Annotated in this window: 16 protein-coding genes; 10 read left to right on the top strand and 6 right to left on the bottom strand. The window is 36.0% G+C overall.

Translation table 11 applies throughout. The features are described 5' to 3' along the window. Positions 1-68 precede the first annotated feature (68 nt). Positions 69-1,073 (top strand): NAD(P)H-dependent glycerol-3-phosphate dehydrogenase, encoded by a 1,005-nt coding sequence (locus LX80_RS08520; protein WP_111295268.1) that lies wholly within the window; start codon positions 69-71, stop codon positions 1,071-1,073. Here LX80_RS08520 and hemW read toward each other — a convergent pair whose 3' ends face one another. Next, on the bottom strand, positions 1,074-2,210 hold the full coding sequence (gene hemW, locus LX80_RS08515; RefSeq protein WP_111295266.1) for a radical SAM family heme chaperone HemW: 1,137 nt from the start codon (positions 2,208-2,210) through the stop codon (positions 1,074-1,076). A 120-nt stretch (positions 2,211-2,330) separates the two neighbouring features. On the opposite strand from hemW, the gene LX80_RS08510 reads away from it, so the two are divergent. From LX80_RS08510 to porN, 7 genes are all read left to right on the top strand, one after another. Beyond that, the gene (locus tag LX80_RS08510; protein ID WP_111295264.1) at positions 2,331-3,386 is read left to right on the top strand and encodes a DUF4271 domain-containing protein; all 1,056 of its coding nucleotides are present in this window, start codon (positions 2,331-2,333) and stop codon (positions 3,384-3,386) included. A 33-nt stretch (positions 3,387-3,419) separates the two neighbouring features. Next, the gene (locus LX80_RS08505; protein WP_111295262.1) at positions 3,420-4,223 is read left to right on the top strand and encodes a uroporphyrinogen-III synthase; all 804 of its coding nucleotides are present in this window, start codon (positions 3,420-3,422) and stop codon (positions 4,221-4,223) included. A gap of 78 nt (positions 4,224-4,301) precedes the next feature. Next, positions 4,302-6,344, top strand: coding sequence for a thioredoxin domain-containing protein (locus tag LX80_RS08500; RefSeq protein ID WP_111295260.1), 2,043 nt, complete (start codon positions 4,302-4,304; stop codon positions 6,342-6,344). Between the two features lie 167 nt (positions 6,345-6,511). Next, positions 6,512-7,804 carry a T9SS ring complex lipoprotein PorK/GldK gene (gene porK, locus LX80_RS08495; protein ID WP_111295258.1) on the top strand — a complete coding sequence of 431 codons (1,293 nt, stop codon included), beginning with the start codon at positions 6,512-6,514 and terminating at the stop codon, positions 7,802-7,804. Positions 7,805-7,929: 125 nt separating this feature from the next. After that, positions 7,930-8,697: a type IX secretion system motor protein PorL/GldL gene (porL, locus tag LX80_RS08490; protein ID WP_111295256.1), complete on the top strand. Its 768-nt coding sequence runs from the start codon at positions 7,930-7,932 to the stop codon at positions 8,695-8,697. Between the two features lie 56 nt (positions 8,698-8,753). Then, positions 8,754-10,289, top strand: coding sequence for a type IX secretion system motor protein PorM/GldM (porM, locus tag LX80_RS08485; RefSeq protein WP_111295254.1), 1,536 nt, complete (start codon positions 8,754-8,756; stop codon positions 10,287-10,289). 11 nt (positions 10,290-10,300) lie between these two features. Continuing rightward, on the top strand, positions 10,301-11,440 hold the full coding sequence (gene porN, locus LX80_RS08480; protein ID WP_111295252.1) for a type IX secretion system ring subunit PorN/GldN: 1,140 nt from the start codon (positions 10,301-10,303) through the stop codon (positions 11,438-11,440). 213 nt (positions 11,441-11,653) lie between these two features. Here the strand turns inward: porN and uvrC are convergent, their stop codons facing one another. From uvrC to LX80_RS08460, 4 genes are all read right to left on the bottom strand, one after another. Then, positions 11,654-13,474, bottom strand: a complete 1,821-nt coding sequence (uvrC, locus tag LX80_RS08475; protein WP_111295250.1) for an excinuclease ABC subunit UvrC — start codon at positions 13,472-13,474, stop codon at positions 11,654-11,656. Position 13,475: 1 nt separating this feature from the next. Next, positions 13,476-14,069, bottom strand: coding sequence for a hypothetical protein (locus LX80_RS08470; protein ID WP_111295248.1), 594 nt, complete (start codon positions 14,067-14,069; stop codon positions 13,476-13,478). Between the two features lie 61 nt (positions 14,070-14,130). Beyond that, positions 14,131-15,588 carry an outer membrane beta-barrel protein gene (locus tag LX80_RS08465; RefSeq protein ID WP_111295246.1) on the bottom strand — a complete coding sequence of 486 codons (1,458 nt, stop codon included), beginning with the start codon at positions 15,586-15,588 and terminating at the stop codon, positions 14,131-14,133. A gap of 11 nt (positions 15,589-15,599) precedes the next feature. Then, on the bottom strand, positions 15,600-16,148 hold the full coding sequence (locus LX80_RS08460; RefSeq protein ID WP_245898024.1) for an RNA polymerase sigma factor: 549 nt from the start codon (positions 16,146-16,148) through the stop codon (positions 15,600-15,602). A 216-nt stretch (positions 16,149-16,364) separates the two neighbouring features. Between LX80_RS08460 and LX80_RS08455 the strand changes: the two genes are divergently transcribed. Then, positions 16,365-16,709 carry a hypothetical protein gene (locus LX80_RS08455; RefSeq protein ID WP_146250437.1) on the top strand — a complete coding sequence of 115 codons (345 nt, stop codon included), beginning with the start codon at positions 16,365-16,367 and terminating at the stop codon, positions 16,707-16,709. A gap of 53 nt (positions 16,710-16,762) precedes the next feature. Then, entirely contained in the window at positions 16,763-19,279 is a 2,517-nt protein-coding gene (locus tag LX80_RS08450) for a TonB-dependent receptor (RefSeq protein WP_170120418.1), read from the top strand. A gap of 78 nt (positions 19,280-19,357) precedes the next feature. On the opposite strand, the gene LX80_RS08445 is transcribed toward LX80_RS08450, so the two are convergent. Beyond that, positions 19,358-21,145, bottom strand: a complete 1,788-nt coding sequence (locus LX80_RS08445) for an ABC transporter ATP-binding protein (RefSeq protein ID WP_111295238.1) — start codon at positions 21,143-21,145, stop codon at positions 19,358-19,360. Positions 21,146-21,170 lie beyond the last annotated feature (25 nt).

The raw sequence follows: 21,170 nt of genomic DNA, 5'->3' as shown, positions 1-21,170 counted from the left end.
GTTTTTTTGTGCAGAAATTGTAATACCCATTGCCTTTCTGTATGTTTGTCATACTCAAACGAATTGCTATGCAAATTGGTATTATAGGAAGTGGAAGTTGGGCAACTGCAATTGCCAAAATTTTAACGGATAATGAACATCACATTAACTGGTGGATACGAAATGAAAAAACCATTCCATACATCCAACAAAGGAAACACAATCCGCATTATTTAAGCAATGCCTATTTTAATACGCAGTTATTAAATATGTCGGCCTCCATTCAAACTGTAATTGAAGACAGTGATGTAATTGTTGTAGCCATACCTTCTGCATACGTAGCCGATGCTTTTCATCATTTGCCTAAAACCATTTTTAAAAACAAATACATTATTTCAGCCATAAAAGGTATTTTGCCGCATCACAAATATTTATTTCATGAATATTTGCAAGAACATTTTCAATTTCCTTTACAACAATATTTTACTTTATTAGGTCCCTGCCATGCTGAAGAAGTAGCTGCAGAAAAGTTATCGTATTTAACATTTTCCGGTATGGATAAAAATGTTACACAGCAATTAGCCTCATATTTTAAAACACCTTACATCAATACGGAAACAAATACAGATGTAATAGGCGTGCAATATGCTGCAGTACTTAAAAATATTTATGCATTAGGCGCTGGTATAGCACATGGTTTAGAGTATGGCGATAATTTTTTAAGCGTGTATATTGCTAACTGCGCATTAGAAATGAACCGTTTTTTAAAAGCAATTACCCATAAAGAAACCGATAAAACGGATGATAATGATTATGCAGCTTCGGTATATTTAGGCGATTTGTTGGTTACCTGTTATTCCCTTTTTAGTCGTAACCGAACTTTCGGCAATATGATTGGCAAAGGATACAGCGTAAAGGCGGCACAGTTAGAATTAAACATGGTAGCCGAAGGGTATAATGCATCCAAATGCATGGTATTCATTAATCAACAATACCATACAGCACTTCCTATTGTACAAACTATTTATGAAATATTGTGGGAGCATTTCCCCGCGGATGAAGGCTTCCAAAAAATAGAAGCTTTATTGGTGTAACTAAGTAGTTTCAAACAAATCGGCAGCAATGCCATCGGCGTAAAGCATACCTTTTGTAGTTAATCGTAATTGTTGCACTTCTGGTAACCATTCCATAAGCTTCCGGTTTATCCACTTATCTGCATTACTCAACAATGCTGCTTTGTGTTCTGAAGAAAAAAGGTTAGATAACTGATTGAAATAAATTCCTTCTTTCATGCGCAATGCAATCATAATTTGTTCATTCCTTTTTTGTGAAGGGGTTAGTTCTTCTATTTCGGCAGGAATTATTCCTTTTTCAATGCTTTGCAGGTATAAACTATTGTTGGCAATGTTCCATTGGCGCCATTGTCCATTGTAGGAATGAGCGGAAGGCCCCAGTCCCAAATAAGGAATACCTTTCCAATAACTACTATTGTGCTTACTTTCAAAACCGGGTTTGGCGAAATTAGAAACCTCATACTGTTGAAATCCTGCATCCGGAAGCCATTGCATGAGTAATTCAAATTGTAAGGCCTGTTCATCGGTATTAATATCAGGTAAAAGTTTTTTTTGAATGGCATTACTTAAGGCAGTCTTTGGTTCAACCGTTAGTGCATAGCATGATAAATGCTGAATGGGAAGTTGAGTAGCTTGTTGTACATTTTGTAGCCATGCTTCAGTTGTTAACCCCGGTATACCGTATATAAGGTCAATGCTAATATTTTGAAATGAAGCTTGGTGTGCCTGTTCAATTGCCCTTATAGCCGAAAGTGCATTGTGCGATCGGTTCATCCATTTTAAATCTTCTTCTCTAAATGATTGCGTTCCGATACTTAAACGATTAATACCGGCATTTCGCCATGCTTGCAGTTTTTCAGGTGTGCAATCATCGGGATTCACCTCCAGGGTAATTTCTGCATCAGATGCTATGGTAAAATGTTGATGGATGTTATTGAGTAAAAAGCTGATTTGTTCCAAGCTTAATAATGAAGGTGTGCCACCACCAAAGTAAATGGTATGAATGGTAGAGTTGGATAAAAATGCTTGTTGAATATGCATTTCATTCGCAATGGCCTTCACCATTTGGGGCATGTATTTTTTGTTTACTGAAAAATGGAAGTTGCAGTAATTACATGCCTGTTTACAAAATGGAATATGTAAATAAATACCGGCCATATTATTCGAATAATATTAAGCTTGCAAATTTACAGGGCTATTTTTGTAAGGCTGTTTTAAAATAATTTAGATACCAAAAAATGGGTGATGCCATAAGGCTTATCCCTATTTTTGCGCTTCATGCAACGGAAGGCCATTTTGTTTTGCTGTATTTATGTACTGTTAGTATGGGTGAATGCTCAAGCACAAACCGATACGGATAAACAATTGCCTGTTATTCAACAATTAAATTCACACAGGCCTGCTTTGGAAAGCACCATGGTGAAACCAGCCGCCAAAAAAACGAAACGCACCATTATTGCAGACAGCGTAAAATTTTCAAAGGTTGATACCAACAACAAAAAAACGATTGATACCATCAATACGTCTCAAAATAATGCAGTAGTAAAGGATAGTATTGCACAACTTACTACTCAAACGCCGGCTGTTAAACAAATTGATACCGGCACTTATGCTAAATGGATGCCTGCGCCATTCCTGCCTTTTAATCAACCGCCGTTTTATCAAATAACAGCCTACAAAAAAATTATTGATAAGGATGATTTGTTTTATGTGTTGTGTGGTGTTTTATTTTATTTGGCTTTATTAAGACAACTGTTCTCAAAATATTTCAACAGTTTATTTGCTTATTTTTTTCAAACCAGTTATCGGCAGAAACAAATGCGAGAGCAAATGGCACAAGGGCAATTGTCTGCCCTGTTATTCAATATTTTGTTTATTGTTAATGGTGGATTGTATGCGGCATTGGTTGCACAATTTTATGGAATAAGCATTGCTTCATTTTGGTGGATTGTGCTTTACAGCAGTATTCTTTTAGTCGTTATTTATGGTGGAAAATTTGTTTTATTGCAATCTGCCGGATGGATTTTTGGCATAAAACAAGCAGCAAACCAGTATATTTTTATTGTTTTGTTAATTAATAAAGTGGCTGCCATATTTCTTATACCAATAATTTGGTTATTGGCATTTTCCACCCATACTATTGCTGCTATTGCATTACAAGTTAGTTTTGGACTATTAGCTTTTTTATGGTTGTATCGTTTTTTTATCAGCCTGTCAGCTTTTCGTCGGGAGCTGAAAATGAATGGCTTGCATTTTTTCCTGTACATTTGCGCCGTTGAAATTATACCAGTGTTGTGTTTGTACAGGTTAATGTTCCTGTATTTACAGAAATAGTGTTTAACTTTGTAGACATTTTAGAAGATTCGCATGGCAAAAAAAGCAACTAAAAATTCAAATGTTGTAGACTTTAAACCGGTAAAAAAAATTATCATTGCTCAGCCCAGGCCGGAAAGTGAAAAATCACCCTACTTTGATATTGAAAAAAAATATCATGTTCAATTTGTGTTTGAACCTTTCATTCGGTTAGAACCTATCACTGCAAAAGAGTTCCGTAAACAAAAAATTGATATTGCAACTTTTACTGCCATTATTTTTACCAGTAGGCACGCAATTGATCATTTTTTTCGCATTTGCGAGGAAATGAAAGTATCCATTAGTCAGGATACCAAATATTTCTGCATTACAGAGGCTGTTGCTTTGTATTTGCAAAAGTTTATTTTGTATAGAAAGCGCAAAGTATTTTATGGTGCTGATGGTACTAATAAAAGTTTGTTTTCTGTAATTAATAAACACAAAGAGAACGAAAACTTTTTATATGTGTGTAGCGAAAACCAGCAGGATAATGAAATTGTGAACTGGCTTAAAGCCAATCAATGTGAGTTTCAGTTAGGATTCATGTATCGCAGCATAAGTAATGATATTAAGCCATTGTTTGCAAACAATGATGTTGATATGGTTTGTTTGTTTACGCCAAGTGCTGTACGTTCTATTTTCGACAATTTTCCAAATTTCCACCAAAACGGTACCTTAATAGGTGCTTTTGGTAACAATACAGCTAAAGCTGTTGAAGAAGCTGGTTTAACCCTTAATTTAAAAGCACCCGATGTGCATATTCCCAGTATGACTGCTGCCATTGAGCACTTTCTAAACAATAACCAACCTGTAAAGTAGCTTCACTTTTCAGCATATAATTCAAGCCCTTGTAAAAGGGCTTTTTCTTTTTATGTAACTTGCCTTACATTTAATAACATGCAACATACCAATCGCTTAATACACGAGAGCAGTCCTTACTTATTGCAGCACGCACACAACCCGGTAAACTGGTATCCTTGGGGCGAAGAAGCTTTGCAATTGGCCAAAGAAAAAAATCTTCCCATATTGGTCAGCATTGGCTATTCTTCTTGCCATTGGTGCCATGTAATGGAAAAAGAAAGTTTTGAAAGTGCCGATATCGCTGCTATAATGAATGCGTATTTCGTGAATATAAAAGTGGATAGAGAAGAAAGGCCTGATTTGGATCACATTTATATGGATGCGGTACAAACCCTTACAGGCAGTGGCGGCTGGCCTCTCAATGTATTTTTAACGCCGGATACCAAACCTTTTTTTGGTGGTACCTATTTCCCACCGGAACGAGCCCATAACCGAATGAGCTGGAAAGAAGTATTGTTGGCTGTGCACAAAGCTTTTACCGAACAACGCGATGCGGTTGAGCAGCAAGCACAACAATTAACACAACACATTAAAGCAGCTAATGATTTTGGCCTTTCAACGGAATCAGTTAGTGCAGAAACAAACGAAACCATCCAAGCAATTGAAGCCAATATTTTGCAAACAGCAGATACAAAATGGGGTGGTTTTGGCAGGGCGCCAAAGTTTCCACAAACAATGGTCATTCGTACACTATTACGCATTTATTACCATACCCATTCAGAAAAGGCTTTGAAGCAGGCTTTATTGAGTATTGATAAAATGGTGCAAGGCGGTATTTACGATCAAATTGCGGGTGGCTTTGCCCGATATAGTACTGATACGGAATGGTTAGTGCCCCATTTTGAAAAAATGTTATACGATAACGCTTTGTTGGTTGAATTGCTGGCAGAAGCTTATCAAATTACCCATAAATCAATCTATCGGCAGGCAATGGTCAATACCATTGAATGGATGGAAGAAAATTTAATGGATGCCAAAGGCGGTTTTTATAGTGCCTGGGATGCAGACAGTGAAGGGGTTGAGGGTAAATATTATGTTTGGAAAAAAGCGGAAATAGAAGCCTTATTGGGAGAAGATGCACCCATTTTCTGTCAATTTTATGGTGTAACACAGTCCGGAAACTGGGAATATGGCCATAATATTTTATGGATAAAAGAACCCCTTGAAGTATTTGCAGAAAAAAATAACTTATCGGTTGAGTTGTTAGCTCAAATATTGGAAAAAGGGAAGCAAAAATTATTAGCTGCTCGTTCTAAAAGGGTGAAGCCGGGCTTAGACAATAAAATATTACCGGGCTGGAATGCTTTAATGATACAGGCTTTGGCAAAAGCCTATGCCGCAACAGGTATTGAGGCCTTCAAAAACAGGGCAATTGAAACCATGCAAGTATTGGAAAATAAGTTTAAACACGAACAACAATGGCTGCATCAACCCAATACCCAACGCCAGGCTTTACCGGCCTTTTTAGATGATATGGCCTTTGTCATTCAGGCCTACATTGCATTACAGGAAATTACGGGAGATGCATCATATTTAAATAAGGCAGAATTATTGAGTGAACAAGTAATGCAAGATTATTCAGATGAAGAAAATTTGTTCTTTTATTTTACTTCCAAACTGCAACAGAATGTACTTGTTCGTAAAAAAGAACTATATGATGGTGCCACACCAAGTGGAAATGCTGTAATGGCGGCTAATTTGCTATATTTAGCTTCAATATTAGATAAGCCTGAGTGGGCACGGCGGAGCAGAAAAATGACCGCTTCATTGATGAAGCCCATTGTCAATTATCCCACGTCATTTGGCTATTGGGCACTCGTTGTTTTGCAACAAAGTTTTCCCATAAAAGAAGTAGTTTTTACAGGCGAGGAGGCTCAAAACTTTATCACTCCTTTTCTAAAAAACTATATTCCGGACAAAATTTTTCAGGTTTCTCAAAATTTTAAGGAAGGTTTTCCATTGTTAGAAGGGAAAGATTTCAATTGTAAATCAACCTTTTATGTTTGCGAAAATTACAGTTGTCAAAAACCTGAGATAAATTTTGGAAATTTTTTTTCTCAATTTCAATTAAACCATTAATTTGCGTGTTCCCTGTTTATCCCTCCTGGAAAATAAATTAGTAAAAAGAACGTTAAGTAAATGCATCGTTGAACTTTACTCAAAAAAAATTTAAAGTAAAACTAATTTAACAAAGTAGCATGATAGCTATTGAATGCTATATATTTGTCAAATTCTATTGAGCAATTATGAAGAAGTACCATTATAGTATCTTGTTGGTGTCGCTGGTTACCGTGGGTTTTACAGCTTGTTTTAAAGGAAAAAGCAAAAACCCATTAGATGATGGCCAGTTACACGGTGTGGCTCCCGGTGGCGGTAAAAGCATGGGAAAACCTCGCGGCATGGTGTATATTCCTCCCGGAACTTTCCACATGGGTCCGAGTGATGAAGACATAAATTATAACTATACCGCCCGTAATCGTCAGGTATCTATTGCCGGCTTTTGGATGGATGCTACTGAAATTACCAATAACGATTATCGACAGTTTGTTTATTGGGTGCGTGATTCTTTGGCTGCCAAGGAATTGGGATATTACAAGTCATCAGCCGGAGCAACAGGTGGTGATTCAGCCATTGCTATTGATTGGAATAAAGCTCGTACTATTAAATATGATGCTTCTAACTTAGAAAAGTTAGGTAATAAATTAATATTGGCGCCTGATAATCGGTTGTATGGGAAGCCCGATATTGATCCCAATAAATTATTATATCAAGTAGAAACATTTAATTTATTTGAAGCGGCTAAACGCGAAAATGCAGGTCAGCCTCGCAGTAAGTTCATTGTGCGTTACCAGGTTCCTATTTATCCCGATACATTAGTTTGGATGCGTGATTTTTCTTATTCATATAACGAACCAATGACCAAGCGCTATTTTGCACATCCTGCTTTTGGTAATTATCCGGTAGTAGGCGTAAATTGGAAGCAAGCTGTAGCCTTTTGTCACTGGCGCACTCATATTCAAAATGCAGCTTTAGAAAGAAAGAAAATGGCAATTGAAAGTGATTTCCGCTTGCCAAGTGAGGCGGAATGGGAATATGCTGCAAGAGGTGGAAGAACCAATTCAATGTATCCCTGGGGTAACTATTATATTCGTAACAAAAAAGGGTGTCTGTTGGCCAATTTTAAACCCGGTCGCGGAAATTATGCGGAAGATGGAGGTTTCTACACTGTTCGCGTAGATGCATATTGGCCCAATGATTATGGATTGTATAATATGTCCGGTAATGTGGCTGAGTGGACGAATTCCTACTTCAATGAAAGTGCCTACAATTTTATGTCCGATATGAATCCAGATGTTCGCTATGAAGCCAAAGATTCTGATCCACCCTTAATGCGCAGAAAAGTGGTACGCGGTGGTAGTTGGAAAGATGTAGGTTATTTCTTGCAAACAAGCACTCGTACATTTGAATATCAGGATAGTGCAAAATCTTACATTGGATTCAGATGTGTCATTGATTTAGCCCCTCGAATGAAAAAATAGAAAACCTAAACCTGCGAATTTCATTGATTAAAACTTTAATAAATTTTACGAATACTACCGGCGATACCTTCGCAAGGGAGTATTCTATTAACCTAAACCCAGTAAAAATTTAAACTTACGTATTTATGGCAGCAAAAATTCCTCCAAAAGTTAGTAAATGGTTTGATGTTGGTGTATCTGTAGCAGCAGCAGTTGTTATTTTCGGTGCATTGCAGAAGATTTTGCATACACCCATTGCAGATTTCATGTTGAAGGTAGGATTAACTACTGAAGCGATAATTTTCTTAGGTTATGGTATTTTATATATTATTTATCCTTATATGGATGATCATGAAGTACATCTTCCCGGTCAAAAAATACCTGCCGGAAATCCTGCTTTGCAAACCATGGAAAAAATGTTATTAGATGCCGACATTACACCTGCCAACTTGAGTAAGTTAAGTGCAGGTTTTCAAAAGTTAGGTTCTACTGTTGAAAAAATGGGAGAAATTGGCGATGTTGTAAAATCAACCGGCGATTTCAGTGCTAAAGCCAAAGAGGCTGCCGGTGCTTTAGGAACAGTTGCCGGAGCTGTAACGCAAACAACTGCTTCTTTATCATCATTCAATGCCGCTGCAGAAAATACCAAACAATTCCACACTCAGGTGCAGGTATTAACCAAAAACTTAACTTCTTTAAATACTATTTACGAATTAGAGTTACAGGAAAGCAATAATCATTTAAAGGTGTTGAATCAGTTTTATGGCAAGTTGGCTCAAACCTCTGAAGCCATGAATAATTCTGCCGGCGATGCATTAAAAGCAAAAGAACAAATTGCTTTATTAGCCAGTAATTTAGGCAAATTAAATCAAGTTTATGGCAATATGTTAACTGCTATGCAGGGCCGTTCATAAAAAAATAGATACAAACTTTCAACCCTAATTGTAAAAAAATAAACTGCACATAGACTATGGCATTACCTAAGGAGCCACGGCAGAAGATGATTAACCTGATGTATTTGGTGCTAACGGCATTGTTGGCACTGAATGTATCGGCTGAAATATTAAATGCCTTTAAGACGGTAAACAATAGCTTAGATACTTCCAATCAAATGATTGACCAGAAAAATCAAACCCTTTTTAAATCATTTCAAGAAAAGCTGAATCAGGCTGATACGAAAGATAAAGCAGCAATATGGTGGCCTAAAGCTCAAAAGGCTAAAGAGTTGGCCGATAACATGTACAATTATATTGAAACATTAAAGGAAGAATTGAAAAAAGCTTCGGGCTATAATCCACCTAAAGACACTACTTTTAAGGAAGATGATTTGGAAGCCACTTCCAGGTTAATGGTTGAAGAGAAAAAAGGCAATGAGTTACGTCAAAAATTAGAGCAATTTAAAAAGGATTTATTAGCCATTGATACGAGTTTTGCAGAACAATATGCTACCACTCTTCCACTAGATTTGTCAATACCAAAATCTGCTACTTCGGATGCAGCAAAAAAGGATTGGGCTTATGCGTATTTTAATATGACGCCAACTATTGCAGGTATTACTATATTAAGTAAGTTTCAAAATGATGTAAAGAACTCTGAAGCTCGTGCTGTTGAATATTTCCATACGCAAGTTGGTGCTGTTAAAATGGTATTTGATACCTATGTACCCTTAATAGGACAAAGCGCACAGTATCTAATGCCTGGGCAAGAGTTAGATGTTACTGCAGGTATTGGTGCTTTCAATAAAGAATCTCGTCCAACTATTACCATTGATGGTGCTGCTGTACCATTGCAACCGGATGGAACCGGTTTATATAAGACTACTGTTGGCGGGCCAGGTTCTTATGTTAAAAAATTGCATATAAGTTACTTCAATCAGGCAACCGGTAAAGAAGAATCAAAAGATATTGACATTAAATATACAGTGGGATCGCCAACAGGTGCAAATGTTAGTGCCGATGCCACCAGAGTGTTATATATTGGTGTTGCTAACCCCTTAACCGTTATTGGTGGAAGTGGGGTTGGAGATGAAAAAGTAAGTGTTTCAATTAGTCAGGGTTCATTAACTAAAACCGGCCCCGGTCATTATGAAGCACAAGTTACCACGCCCGGTGAAGCTACAATTACTGTAAATGATGGTAAAAATGTAACACCATTTAAGTTTAGGGTAAAAACTATTCCCGATCCCGTTGCTAAAGTGGGTAACAGTAAAGGAGGCAGAATGCCATTGAATGAGTTTAAGGCTATGGCAGGTGTTAGAGCAGATTTAGAAAACTTTATTTTTGAAAATTTAAAATACAACGTTCTTAGTTATACCTTTATAGCAACAGGTAAGGCATTTTCTGAAAGACCCGGTATTTCTGTAAACAATGGAGCTGTATTTAATAGTGAAACACGTGCATTGATTGATAAATTAGGTCCTAATTCAACCGTTTTAATTGATATGATTAAAGTAGAAGGTCCAAATGGTGTAACTACATTGCCACCTATTTCTTTCTATTTATACTAAAAATTTTAATTATGAAGAAAATCAGCATTCTATTTGTTGTGTGTATGGTTGCAGCAGGTTTACTGCTACTTGAAAGCAATGCTGCTATAGCGCAGGCTAAAAAGCGCACTGCGCAAAGAAATACGAATACTTCACCTGCCAAAACATCGAATAATGCAGATAATCCTTATTTGCAAAATAGCGGCAGCGGATCAGGTAGCAATAGCAACTCAAATAACCCTTATTTGTCATCAGGTAATCAAACAAATGCATCAGGTGCTAATACTCAGTCTGCAGCCAATAATCAACCTAAAACAGGCTGTAGAGAATATAAGCAGCAAAAAAGTGCCGGTGGGGGTTTGTTCGACACGGTAAAAGTTTCATTGCGCCCTGATGATCCTACACGCAACTATGAAATGGTACGCGATAAAACACCTTTAGCGTACGATTTTATTAGAGAAGATGATGCTGTTTTTAAAGAAAGAGTTTGGAGTGAAATTGATATCCGTGAAAAGATGAACCAGGTTTTTGGTTACATGTCTAACGAAGATAATGGCAATCAACGCCTCATCTCTATCATTGTTCAGGCAGTAATGAATGGCGATGTAACTGCTTTTAATGCTGATGATGATCGCTTTACAACACCACTATCAAAAGAAGAATTTGTTAAAACCTTGGGTGGTGGGGTAGATACTGTGATGACTCGTGATATTGATGGGAATGCAACCGGCATTTGTAACATTACACCTCGGGACATTTCACCGGACTCTATTTACAAATTCCGCATTAAAGAAGATTATATTTTTGATAAAGAAGCTTCCAGGTTAGTACGTAGAATTATCGGTATTGCCCCTATGATGAAGCGTTATTTGTCCGATGGTACTGCTGTTGGTGATGATTTATACCCATTGTTTTGGATTTATTATCCTGATATTAGACCCACTTTTGCCAAAGTTCAAGTGTATAATCCAAAAAACAATGGTGCCAGAATGAGTTGGGATGATTTGTTTGAAAGCCATATGTACAGTAGCTATATAGTAAAAACTACAATGGATAATTACAAAAATCAGTATTTCAAAGATTATATTAAAGATCCGTTATTCCGCTTATTGGCCGGTGAAAAAGTGAAGGAAAAAATCTTTAACTATGAGCAGGATTTATGGGCTTATTAACAATTTGTGCCTGCTTCCCAAAAAGTCAGGCATTAAATTTGTATAAATTATTTGAAAATATTTTTTTAAAAAATTATTGTTATTTAAAAACTAATTAGTAATTTTATCTCGGTTTTTCATAGGATATTGGATTTTAAAGACGGGGCTGGATTTTTATCCTGGCCCTTTTTTTATGCTTATAATCAATCCATTTTCCTTTCTTAAGTATCTTTATCAGTTTTCATTGGAAGGTAATGATTGGAAATAATCGAGTATTGTTGCTGCTTTTTTTTCGCCCACTATGGGAACTAATGCATCCTTCGAAGCAGTTTTTAAATTCTTTACCGATTTGAAATGTTTTAATAATTTTTCAGCAGTAGCTTTCCCAATTCCGCTAATGTTTTCCAGCTCGTTTTTAAAAGTGCCTAACGAACGCTTGTTTCTATGAAAGGTGATGCCAAACCGGTGTACTTCATCTCTTATTCTTCTAATTAATAACAAACTTTCTGTATTCCAAGGTAGTTTTAATGACTCACTGTCTCCAGGAAAAAAAATTTCCTCTTCATTTTTTGCCAATCCTACAACGGTCAATTCGCCTAATAATTGTAGGGCATTAAGGGCTTCAATAGCAGCGTTTAATTGTCCTTTACCGCCATCAATGATTACTAATTGAGGAAGTGGTTGCTTTTCTTCCTGTAAACGTTTGTAACGTCTATAAACCACTTCATACATGGTAGCAAAATCGTTAATGCCTTTTACTGTCTTTACATTAAAATGGCGGTAATCTTTTTTGCTGGGTAATCCATTCTTAAAGCATACCATGGCTGAAACAGGATAACTTCCTTGAAAATTAGAATTATCAAAACATTCTATGTGTAAAGGCGTTTGAGGCAAGTGCAACAACTGCTTCATTTCTTCCAATACCAACAGCATTTCTTCATTGGTTTTACTAGTTAAATGCAGTGTTTTCTTTCTTCTTAGCTCTTCTTTAAAGTACTGAACATTTTTAGTGGCCAAATCCAGTAATTTCTTTTTGTCACCTGCTTTTGGTATGGTAATGGTGATATTCGTTTCAGAATAATCTATTTCAAATGGAACAATTATTTCTGTAGAGGTGCTGTTAAATGTTTTTCTGATGTCAACAATCAGTAAGGGTAAAATTTCAGATGGGGTTTCATCTAATTGCATTTCTACTTTTCGGGTATGCGTTTGTACAATGGTGCCGTTGTTTACCATTAAATAGCTAACAAAAGCAGTATCGCCTTCTTGCTCTATCGCAAATACATCTACGTTATTTACTTGTTTACTTACAATAACCGACTTGGCTTGATAATTTTCTAAATAGGCCAATTTGTTTTTGATGGCAGCAGCCTTTTCAAATTGTAAAGCATTGGCGTATTCCTGCATTTCATTTTTAAGTCTTTGAATTACAGGGCTTAAATTCCCTTTTAAAATTTCTTTAATTTGTTGAATTCCCTGATTATAATCTTGCTCTGATTGTAACCCTTCGCAAGGGCCTTTGCAATTACCTAAATGATATTCAAGGCAAACTTTGAATTTATGCTTTTGAATATTTTGGTTATTTAAAGCAAGCTTACAGGTGCGTAATGGAATATATTGCTTGATAAAATGCAATAATTCACGCACACTGCCAACCGAGCTGAAAGGGCCTAAATATTCTGACCCATCATTTATTTTCTGACGGGTTAAAAATATTCTTGGGAAAGGTTCATGTTTAATGACTATATATGGGTAAGTTTTATCATCCTTTAGATTAATATTATATTTTGGTTGGTATTGCTTAATTAGTGCGTTTTCTAACAAAAGTGCATCTTGTTCCGAATCAACTATTGTAAATTCAATATGCTCAATGCGTTTTACTAATTCAAAGGTTTTGTATCCGGTAAAGTTTTTATTGAAGTAGGAACTTACGCGTTTTCTTAAATCTTTTGCTTTCCCAACGTACAGTAATTGCTGTTCGGCATCATAATATTTATATATACCGGGTTTATGTGGAATAGTAGGTGCAATTTGTTGAAATGTTGCCGCGTTCATATTAATGTTGCCAGTTTACCAGCAATTTGCTTTTGTTGATTACAGAATCTTTTAAAAGATATTTTTTATCAATGGTAAAATACTTGGCCGGCTTCCAGTGCAGTGCTTCATCAATAACGGTATCGGAATTGTGTAGCGTTTTGTGAATAAAAATATCTTTTAATGAATTATTGTTGTCATCATTCAATAAAACAATGATTGATTTAATTGGAAGTGTGTCATTATTAGATTTTGGGGTATAAGTAAAGCTGTAACTATTGGTTGATAAGTCGTGAAATACAGATTCGTTTAAATAGGGTTTTAAAGTATCACTGTTTAAATTAATGGATAAAAATGGCTGTGCTAAATATTCGAACTGTTGAGGATTTACAACAGAAGAATCCTTTTTTGTATGTGCACTGCCAGTTTTAATTTGATACATAAAATAAGGTGTGTTTTTTACATCCTTCAATTCCTCTAACAATATTTCATGTAGGGGGTAAAAAGCAGTTGTATCATTATTGGAAGTTGATTTATTGTTGTTCTGCTTTTGATGACAACCATTTATCATCTCAATAAAAACCAATACAGTACAAAGCAGTAATATTTTTTTCATGCTGCAAAATTATTCGAAACCCTACTAAAATGTGCAAAGTTGTGATTGTGCGCGTATTATTTTAACGAATAGGTTGTGTAAAGCCCACTTTTATGCCATAATCCCATCTAAATTCTTTAATGGGATATAAGTCGTTATACGTAGGGAAGTGTTGATAGCGAATTTGCGGACCAATGAACCAAGTACGGTTGGCTGTTTTGTAGGTAATATTTAAATCTACACCGGTATTAGCATTCCATTTTCTAAAAAAGGATGCGCCATTGGTATAATATTTATAATCGGTTGAAAGCAGGTAAACATTTTTGTTTAAAGTAAGTGTAGGTTGGAAGGTAATACCTGCATCAACGCCAATTTTGCTATTGGGTAAGAAACTCCATTGTAATCCAATAGGCATTGATATTTGGTACAACTTGTTATCTAATTTGGCATTTTGATAACCACTTGTATTGCTATAGGCCGATAGCATATTTACAGAATCTAACTGATGATTGCGTACATAAGCTATGGTAGCTATATTGAACGGTGCCCAATAGGCATCAATGTAATATTGACGAATATTGAATTGCAGCCCGGTTTTAATTTGTAAATTTTTATTGAGTCGGTATAAAATAGCACCACCTGCCTCCATTCCTAATGCCGGCTTGTGGTGTACCACGGCATTCACATTATTATTGACAAGGTTATTAGAATTGACAGGACTATTCAGTGCAAAAGTGCTAAGTTGCGCATAGTTTAAACGCTCTTGATTGTCTTCCAGATTACGGTAGCTGATTGACGGTGTGATATATAACTGATAGGAAAATTTAGAAAGCTTCCATTCATTGTTAATGCGTTTGCTATTGTTATATGCAGTAGTTGTTATACTTTTTTTATACCCCACTTCTCTGTTTTTCTGATTGAGCAAATTAAAGTTCGGATACAATACAAAACCTGATCCTGTCATTGTTTGGGTATTGCCAGAAGGATAACTATTGTTTTTAAAACTTTCTGTAGGTATTAATTCCGGTAAATCATTGTTTGCATTGATATGTTTACTTATAATGGAAACATTTTGTAAAGTATGATTGAGTGAATTAGCTGAAATAATCATGTTTTTATCTTCTACTTTCAATTGATGCAAAGCAGTGGCATGATTTTCGCTATATGAAGTGGTGTAAAGGTTTTGGTTAATTTTATTAATGGTTTTATTTGTTAAGGCAGAAGGATTGATACTTTGTTCCAATAAAGTAGTTTTTTCATCAGTACCCACTTTACCATTTACCGAATTAAGACTGGCAATTGAAATAGGGGTATATGTTTTGGTGAAAATATTTTTGGGCGGGTAATTGTATATGGTAGTAATGGTGAGTGACAGAATAATGAAGATGGCAATAAAAGTAAGTGCTTTCCATGAACCTTTTCCATGAAGTTCAGTACGTATTTTATCCCATACTTGCTCAGAGGGATACATACGATGGTTTTTCACCTCGTCTTGCAAGAATTGTTCAAATTCATCATATTTACGAAAATTGCTTTCCATTATACCCGCACTTATTTACTAAAAACTGCCAGCCAGTTGTATTCCGGTTTCGGGCTGTCCACAATTTTTCGTTTTATTAATATATTTTCCAGCATAGTTTTGGCTCTGGTGTATTGGCTTCGGCTCGTACTTTCTTCAATGTCTAGCATATCAGCAATTTCTTTATGGCTATACCCTTCTATCGCATATAAGTTTAAAACCGTTCTATAGCCAATAGGCAATTGCCTGATACATTCTATAATTTGTTTCCCTTGCAAAACAGAAGGAATGGTTTCCTCACGTGCTGAAAGATGCGTAGCATAATCCAATTCAACACTTTCATTAAATTTCTTATTCTTCTTTAAAAAATTAATGCAAGTGTGTACCATTATTCTTCTAATCCAGCCCTCAAAAGCACCTCTGTTTTGAAATGAATGAATTTGGGTAAATATTTTAATAAAGCCTTCTTGCAACATATCCTCCGCATCCTGTTTATTATGTGCAAAACGGTAACATACAGATAACATTTTGGGGCTATATCTGTTGTACAACTCGCGCTGTGCAATAGGATCGTTTTGCATACATCCTTGTATTATTGCCTGTTCTGTCATTGCGGGGATAAATAGTTACCCTTAAATATAGGACATTTTGAAATGGTAAATGCTGCTTGTTGTATTTTTTTTGCCCGGTTGGTTAATTCTGCCAAACCGTTCATCCTATTTTTTTTAAAAAAACATGGGTTATGAGCAATTTTTGTTCTTTACACGCTACATTTGCAACATTGTAACAAAAATTACTTGCGGCAAAAAAAATACATATCTTTTTTTACGGCCTCTTTCTTCGTCTTGCTTCTATTGCTGGCTAATACTCCCAAGCAATGGTTGCATTATTGGCTGGCTAAGCATACCGATATGCCTGCAGCAGTAGCTATGCCCAAAAATGGTGCTATTGTGCATACTGTAGGGTATAGTTGCGATGTAAATAATGTGGTAGTGGTAATGCCTTACCTTCCTGCGGTAACCTCACCCTCTATTCTTACTGTATTTTCTCATACTCCTTATCAAAACACATTCAACGAATCTATTGTCAGTAGCACGGTAAAAGTTGCTACTTCCCGAGGCCCCCCGGTTAAAACATTCTAATATTAATGCTGCTTGCAGTTAAATGAATGTTTTATTGTTTTAATGAATTAAATATGATGCTAAAAATGAAAATATTGGCTTTGCCGATTTATGTGTTTGCTGTTTTATTAATACCTCAAATTTTGTTGGCTAATCATGTTGATAATCCCAACCCCTCTGTATTAACCGGAAAAGTAGTTGATGCCAATACCCATAAACCTTTAGTCGGTGCTACCGTAACCATACCCGATTTAAAGTTGGGTGTCATTACAAATGATAATGGTGATTATGAAATAAAAGGATTGCCTATTGGTAATTTTTTGGTAGAAGTAAAATTTGTTGGTTATGCTACCGTAACAAAAAATGTGGCACTAAAAGGTAATGTAACAGTTAATTTTTCTTTAAACGAAAGTGCCGCTGAAATTGGTGAAGTGGTTGTAACAGGTACTTCTAAAGCCACACAAATAAAACGTAGTCCTGTACCGGTGGTTACTGTGAATCATAGTTATTTATTGTCGAATACAGCTACCAATGCTATTGATGCTATTGCAAAAATTCCGGGTGTGCAAACTGTAACAACAGGCCCTAATGTTTCAAAACCCATTATTCGTGGATTGGGCTATAACAGAATACTTACTTTGTACGATGGTGTAAGGCAAGAAGGCCAGCAATGGGGCGATGAACATGGTATTGAAATTGATCAATTTAGTGTTGATAGGGTAGAAGTAATTAAAGGCCCTGCCAGTTTATCTTATGGCTCTGATGCTTTGGCCGGTGTGGTAAACCTTATACCAACCCAACCTGCTCCTGAAGGTAAAATGATTGGTGATGTTTTATTGAACTATCAAACCAACAATAAGTTTATTGGTGGGTCGGCTATGTTGGGTGCTACCAAAAATGGCTTTGAATGGATGGCTCGTGTATCGCACAAGCAAGCAGTTGATTACCAAAATAAAGTAGATGGTCGTGTGTTTGGTACTGCTTTTCGCGAAACAGATGCTAATGCATCCTTGGGCTTACATCGCAAATGGGGGTACTCACATCTTAACGTAGTTTTATTCGATGATTTGCAAGAAATACCCGACGGAAGCCGAGATAGTGCTACCTGGAAATTTACCCGACAAATAACTGAAATTGATACGGTAAGACAAATTGTTTCTGAGCATGATTTAAACAGTTATACTATTGAAAAGTTACACCAACATGTGCAACATGCCCGTGTGTATTGGAGCAATAATTTTATTTTAGGTGAAAGCCGTTTAGATGTAAATCTTGGTTTTCAAAACAGCCGAAGAAGAGAATATAGCCATCCGGAATTATTTACTATTCCCGGGCTTGACTTGCAATTACAAACTTATACTTATGATGTGAAGTATCATTTCCCTTCATTGAATAATTGGGATATAACTGCAGGAGTAAATGGCATGTATCAAAATAATACTGTTACTAACGGTACCGAATTTGTGATACCTAATTATCATCAATTTGATGTTGGTGGATTTATTTTAGGTAAGAAAACATTCGGAAAATTAGATATTGCCGGTGGAGCAAGATTAGATGGGCGTTCATTTAATAATCAAGCACTATATACCGATGCTAACCCGGTTACAGGTTTTGATATGCCTGTTTATGGTGCCGATACTGTTGGTGCTCAAAAAGTATTTTCAGCTTACAAACACAATTTTTCCGGCTTTTCAGGTAGCATAGGTGCCACATATAATTTTACAGAGAAACTTTCGGTAAAAGCCAATTTATCACGAGGATACAGAGCGCCTAATATTGCTGAGCTATCGGCCAATGGTGTACACCCCGGTACCAATATTTACCAAATTGGCAGTGATCAATTAAAACCTGAATTTAGTTTACAACAAGATGTTGGTTTGGTTTATAGTTCAAAATATGCCGTTATACAAGTAAGCTTGTTCAATAATGTTATTAACAATTATATTTATAACCAAAAGTTGTTAAGCGTTAACGGTGGTGATTCTGTCATAGTACAGGGTAATCAAACATTTAAATTTGTGGCATCAAAAGCTAATTTGTGGGGCGGCGAATTGAGTGTTGATTTGCATCCCATTAAACAACTTCATTTTGAAAATAGTTTATCCGTAGTAAATGCCATTAATAAAGGGGTGGATGGTAAAGCAGTTGCTGATTCTGAAAAGTATTTGCCTTTAATTCCACCTGCTCATGGTATATCGGAGTTACGCTATAATTTTTCTTTGCCTAAAATGAATATAAAAAATGCGTTTGTAAAAGTGCAATTGGAATATTATGCAACACAAAATAGAATTTTCAGTGCTTATGGAACAGAAACACCAACACCCGGATATGCTTTATTAAACGGTGGTATTGGTGGAAGTGTGATGAATAAAAAGGGTGAAGTGTTATTTAATTTATACGTATTAGGTAATAACTTGTTGAATTTAGCCTATTGGGATCATCTGAGTCGATTAAAATATTTTTATGGCGACTATAAGAATCCCGGCCCTAATGATAATCCACGTGAACATGGTATTTATAATATGGGTAGAAATATATCCATAAAAATATATTTTCCTTTGAGTTATAATTTAAAGAAAAGCAGTTAAGAGGTTTGGTTTTGGTAGAAAAAAAGGCCCTATTCCATTACGGAGGGGCCTTTGTATTTGTGTAAAGTTTTTTCTTTGCTATAATTGGTGAATGGTAGAAAGTTTTCTTTCGCCAATTTGCTGTCGCCACATGGCATAGTATAAGCCTTTTAACGCTACTAAACTTTCATGGGTGCCGGTTTCTACAATCTGTCCTTTTTCCAATACATAAATTCTATCAGCATGCATAATGGTACTTAAACGGTGTGCAATTAAAACAGTTATTTGTGCTTTCTCGTTGGATACTTGTTTAATAGTGTTTGTAATTTCTTCCTCTGTTATAGAGTCTAATGCACTGGTAGCTTCATCAAATAATAATAAATGGGGTTTCCTTATTAATGCACGTGCAATAGAAATGCGTTGTTTTTCACCACCGCTTAATTTTAGCCCACTTTCACCAATCAATGTATCAATACCATTGTCGGCTTTTGCCAATAATTGGTTACAACTGGCTTTTTGTAATGCTTCAATAATTTCATCATCGGTAGCATTGGGTTTTACAAATAACAAGTTTTCTTTAATGGTGCCCGCAAATAGTTGGGTATCTTGTGTAACAATACCAATTTGATTGCGTAAGTCATCAAAATTTAGTTCGTTTCCATTAATGCCGTTGTAATAAATGTTGCCTTCCCTCGGCCTATATAAACCGGTTAAAAGTTTTACCAACGTACTTTTTCCTGCTCCACTTGGTCCTACAAAAGCAACGGTTTCTCCTTGACGTACTTTAAATGAAATACCGTCAATGGCCTTATAATTGGCTGTTTGGTGTTGAAAACTTACCTGTTCAAAAGTTAGTGATTCAATATCGCCTATTTGTTGAGGGCTGGCAGGAATATGATCGGGGGCTTTGCTCATTAAATGATGAAAGTTATTAATGGATGCTTCAGCTTCCCTATAGCTTAAAAGAATATTGCCAATTTCTTGTAATGGGCCAAAAATAAAAAAGCTGTAAAACTGTAAAGTTATTTGCTGGCCGGTAGTTAGTATATCTTTAAAGATCAACCACATTAATACCAACATAATAATTTGCCGAAGCAGGTTTACAAATGTGCCTTGTATAAAACCAATGGTACGAATGCTTTTTACTTTTTTTAATTCAAGCCCCAAAATTTTATAGGTATTGTTGTTCAGGCGCTTTATTTCTTGATCGGTTAGCCCCAAACTTTTTACCAATTCAATATTTCTTAAACTTTCTGTAGTAGCACCAGCCAAGGTGGTTGTTTCGCGAACAATACGTTTTTGAATGGTTTTTATTTTATTACTTAGTTTGTTGGTTAGCCATGATAAAACGGCAATGCCAATTACATATGTGGGCATAATGCTCCAATGAATATGAAAGGCATAAACTGAAACGAAAATAACACCAACCAATATGCCAAATAATACATTAATAAAATACCCTATAAATTTTTCACAATCAGCTCTTGCTTTTGTTAAAATGGAAAGGGTTTCACCACTGCGCTGGTCTTCAAAATCTTGATAAGGCAGGCGCATGCTATGCTTTAAGCCATCGGTAAATAATGCTGCACCAAATTTTTGTATAATTACGTTCACGGCATAATCCTGAAATGATTTGGCAATTCTGCTTACCATAGCTGTACCTACCATTAAACCTAAAAACCCTAATACACCATAAATATATTGCCATTCGGTACGTGGTAATGTTTTGGCACGGTCAAAAAAATGGGGATGGTTCGAGTATCGGTCAATTAATTTACCAAACAGTAAAGGGTCGAACATGGAAAATACCTGGTTGATGGCAGCCAACAGTAAGGCCAATGCAATTAGCCATTTGTAAGGTTTAAGATATTGTAATAGTAATTTCATGAATATGATGTTGTGGCAATAAAAA

The sequence above is a fragment of the Hydrotalea sandarakina genome (genome assembly GCF_003254115.1).
GTDB lineage: Bacteria > Bacteroidota > Bacteroidia > Chitinophagales > Chitinophagaceae > Hydrotalea > Hydrotalea sandarakina.
The sequence above is the reverse complement of the archived record's forward strand: the minus strand, read 5'-3'. Positions and strand labels throughout refer to the sequence as shown.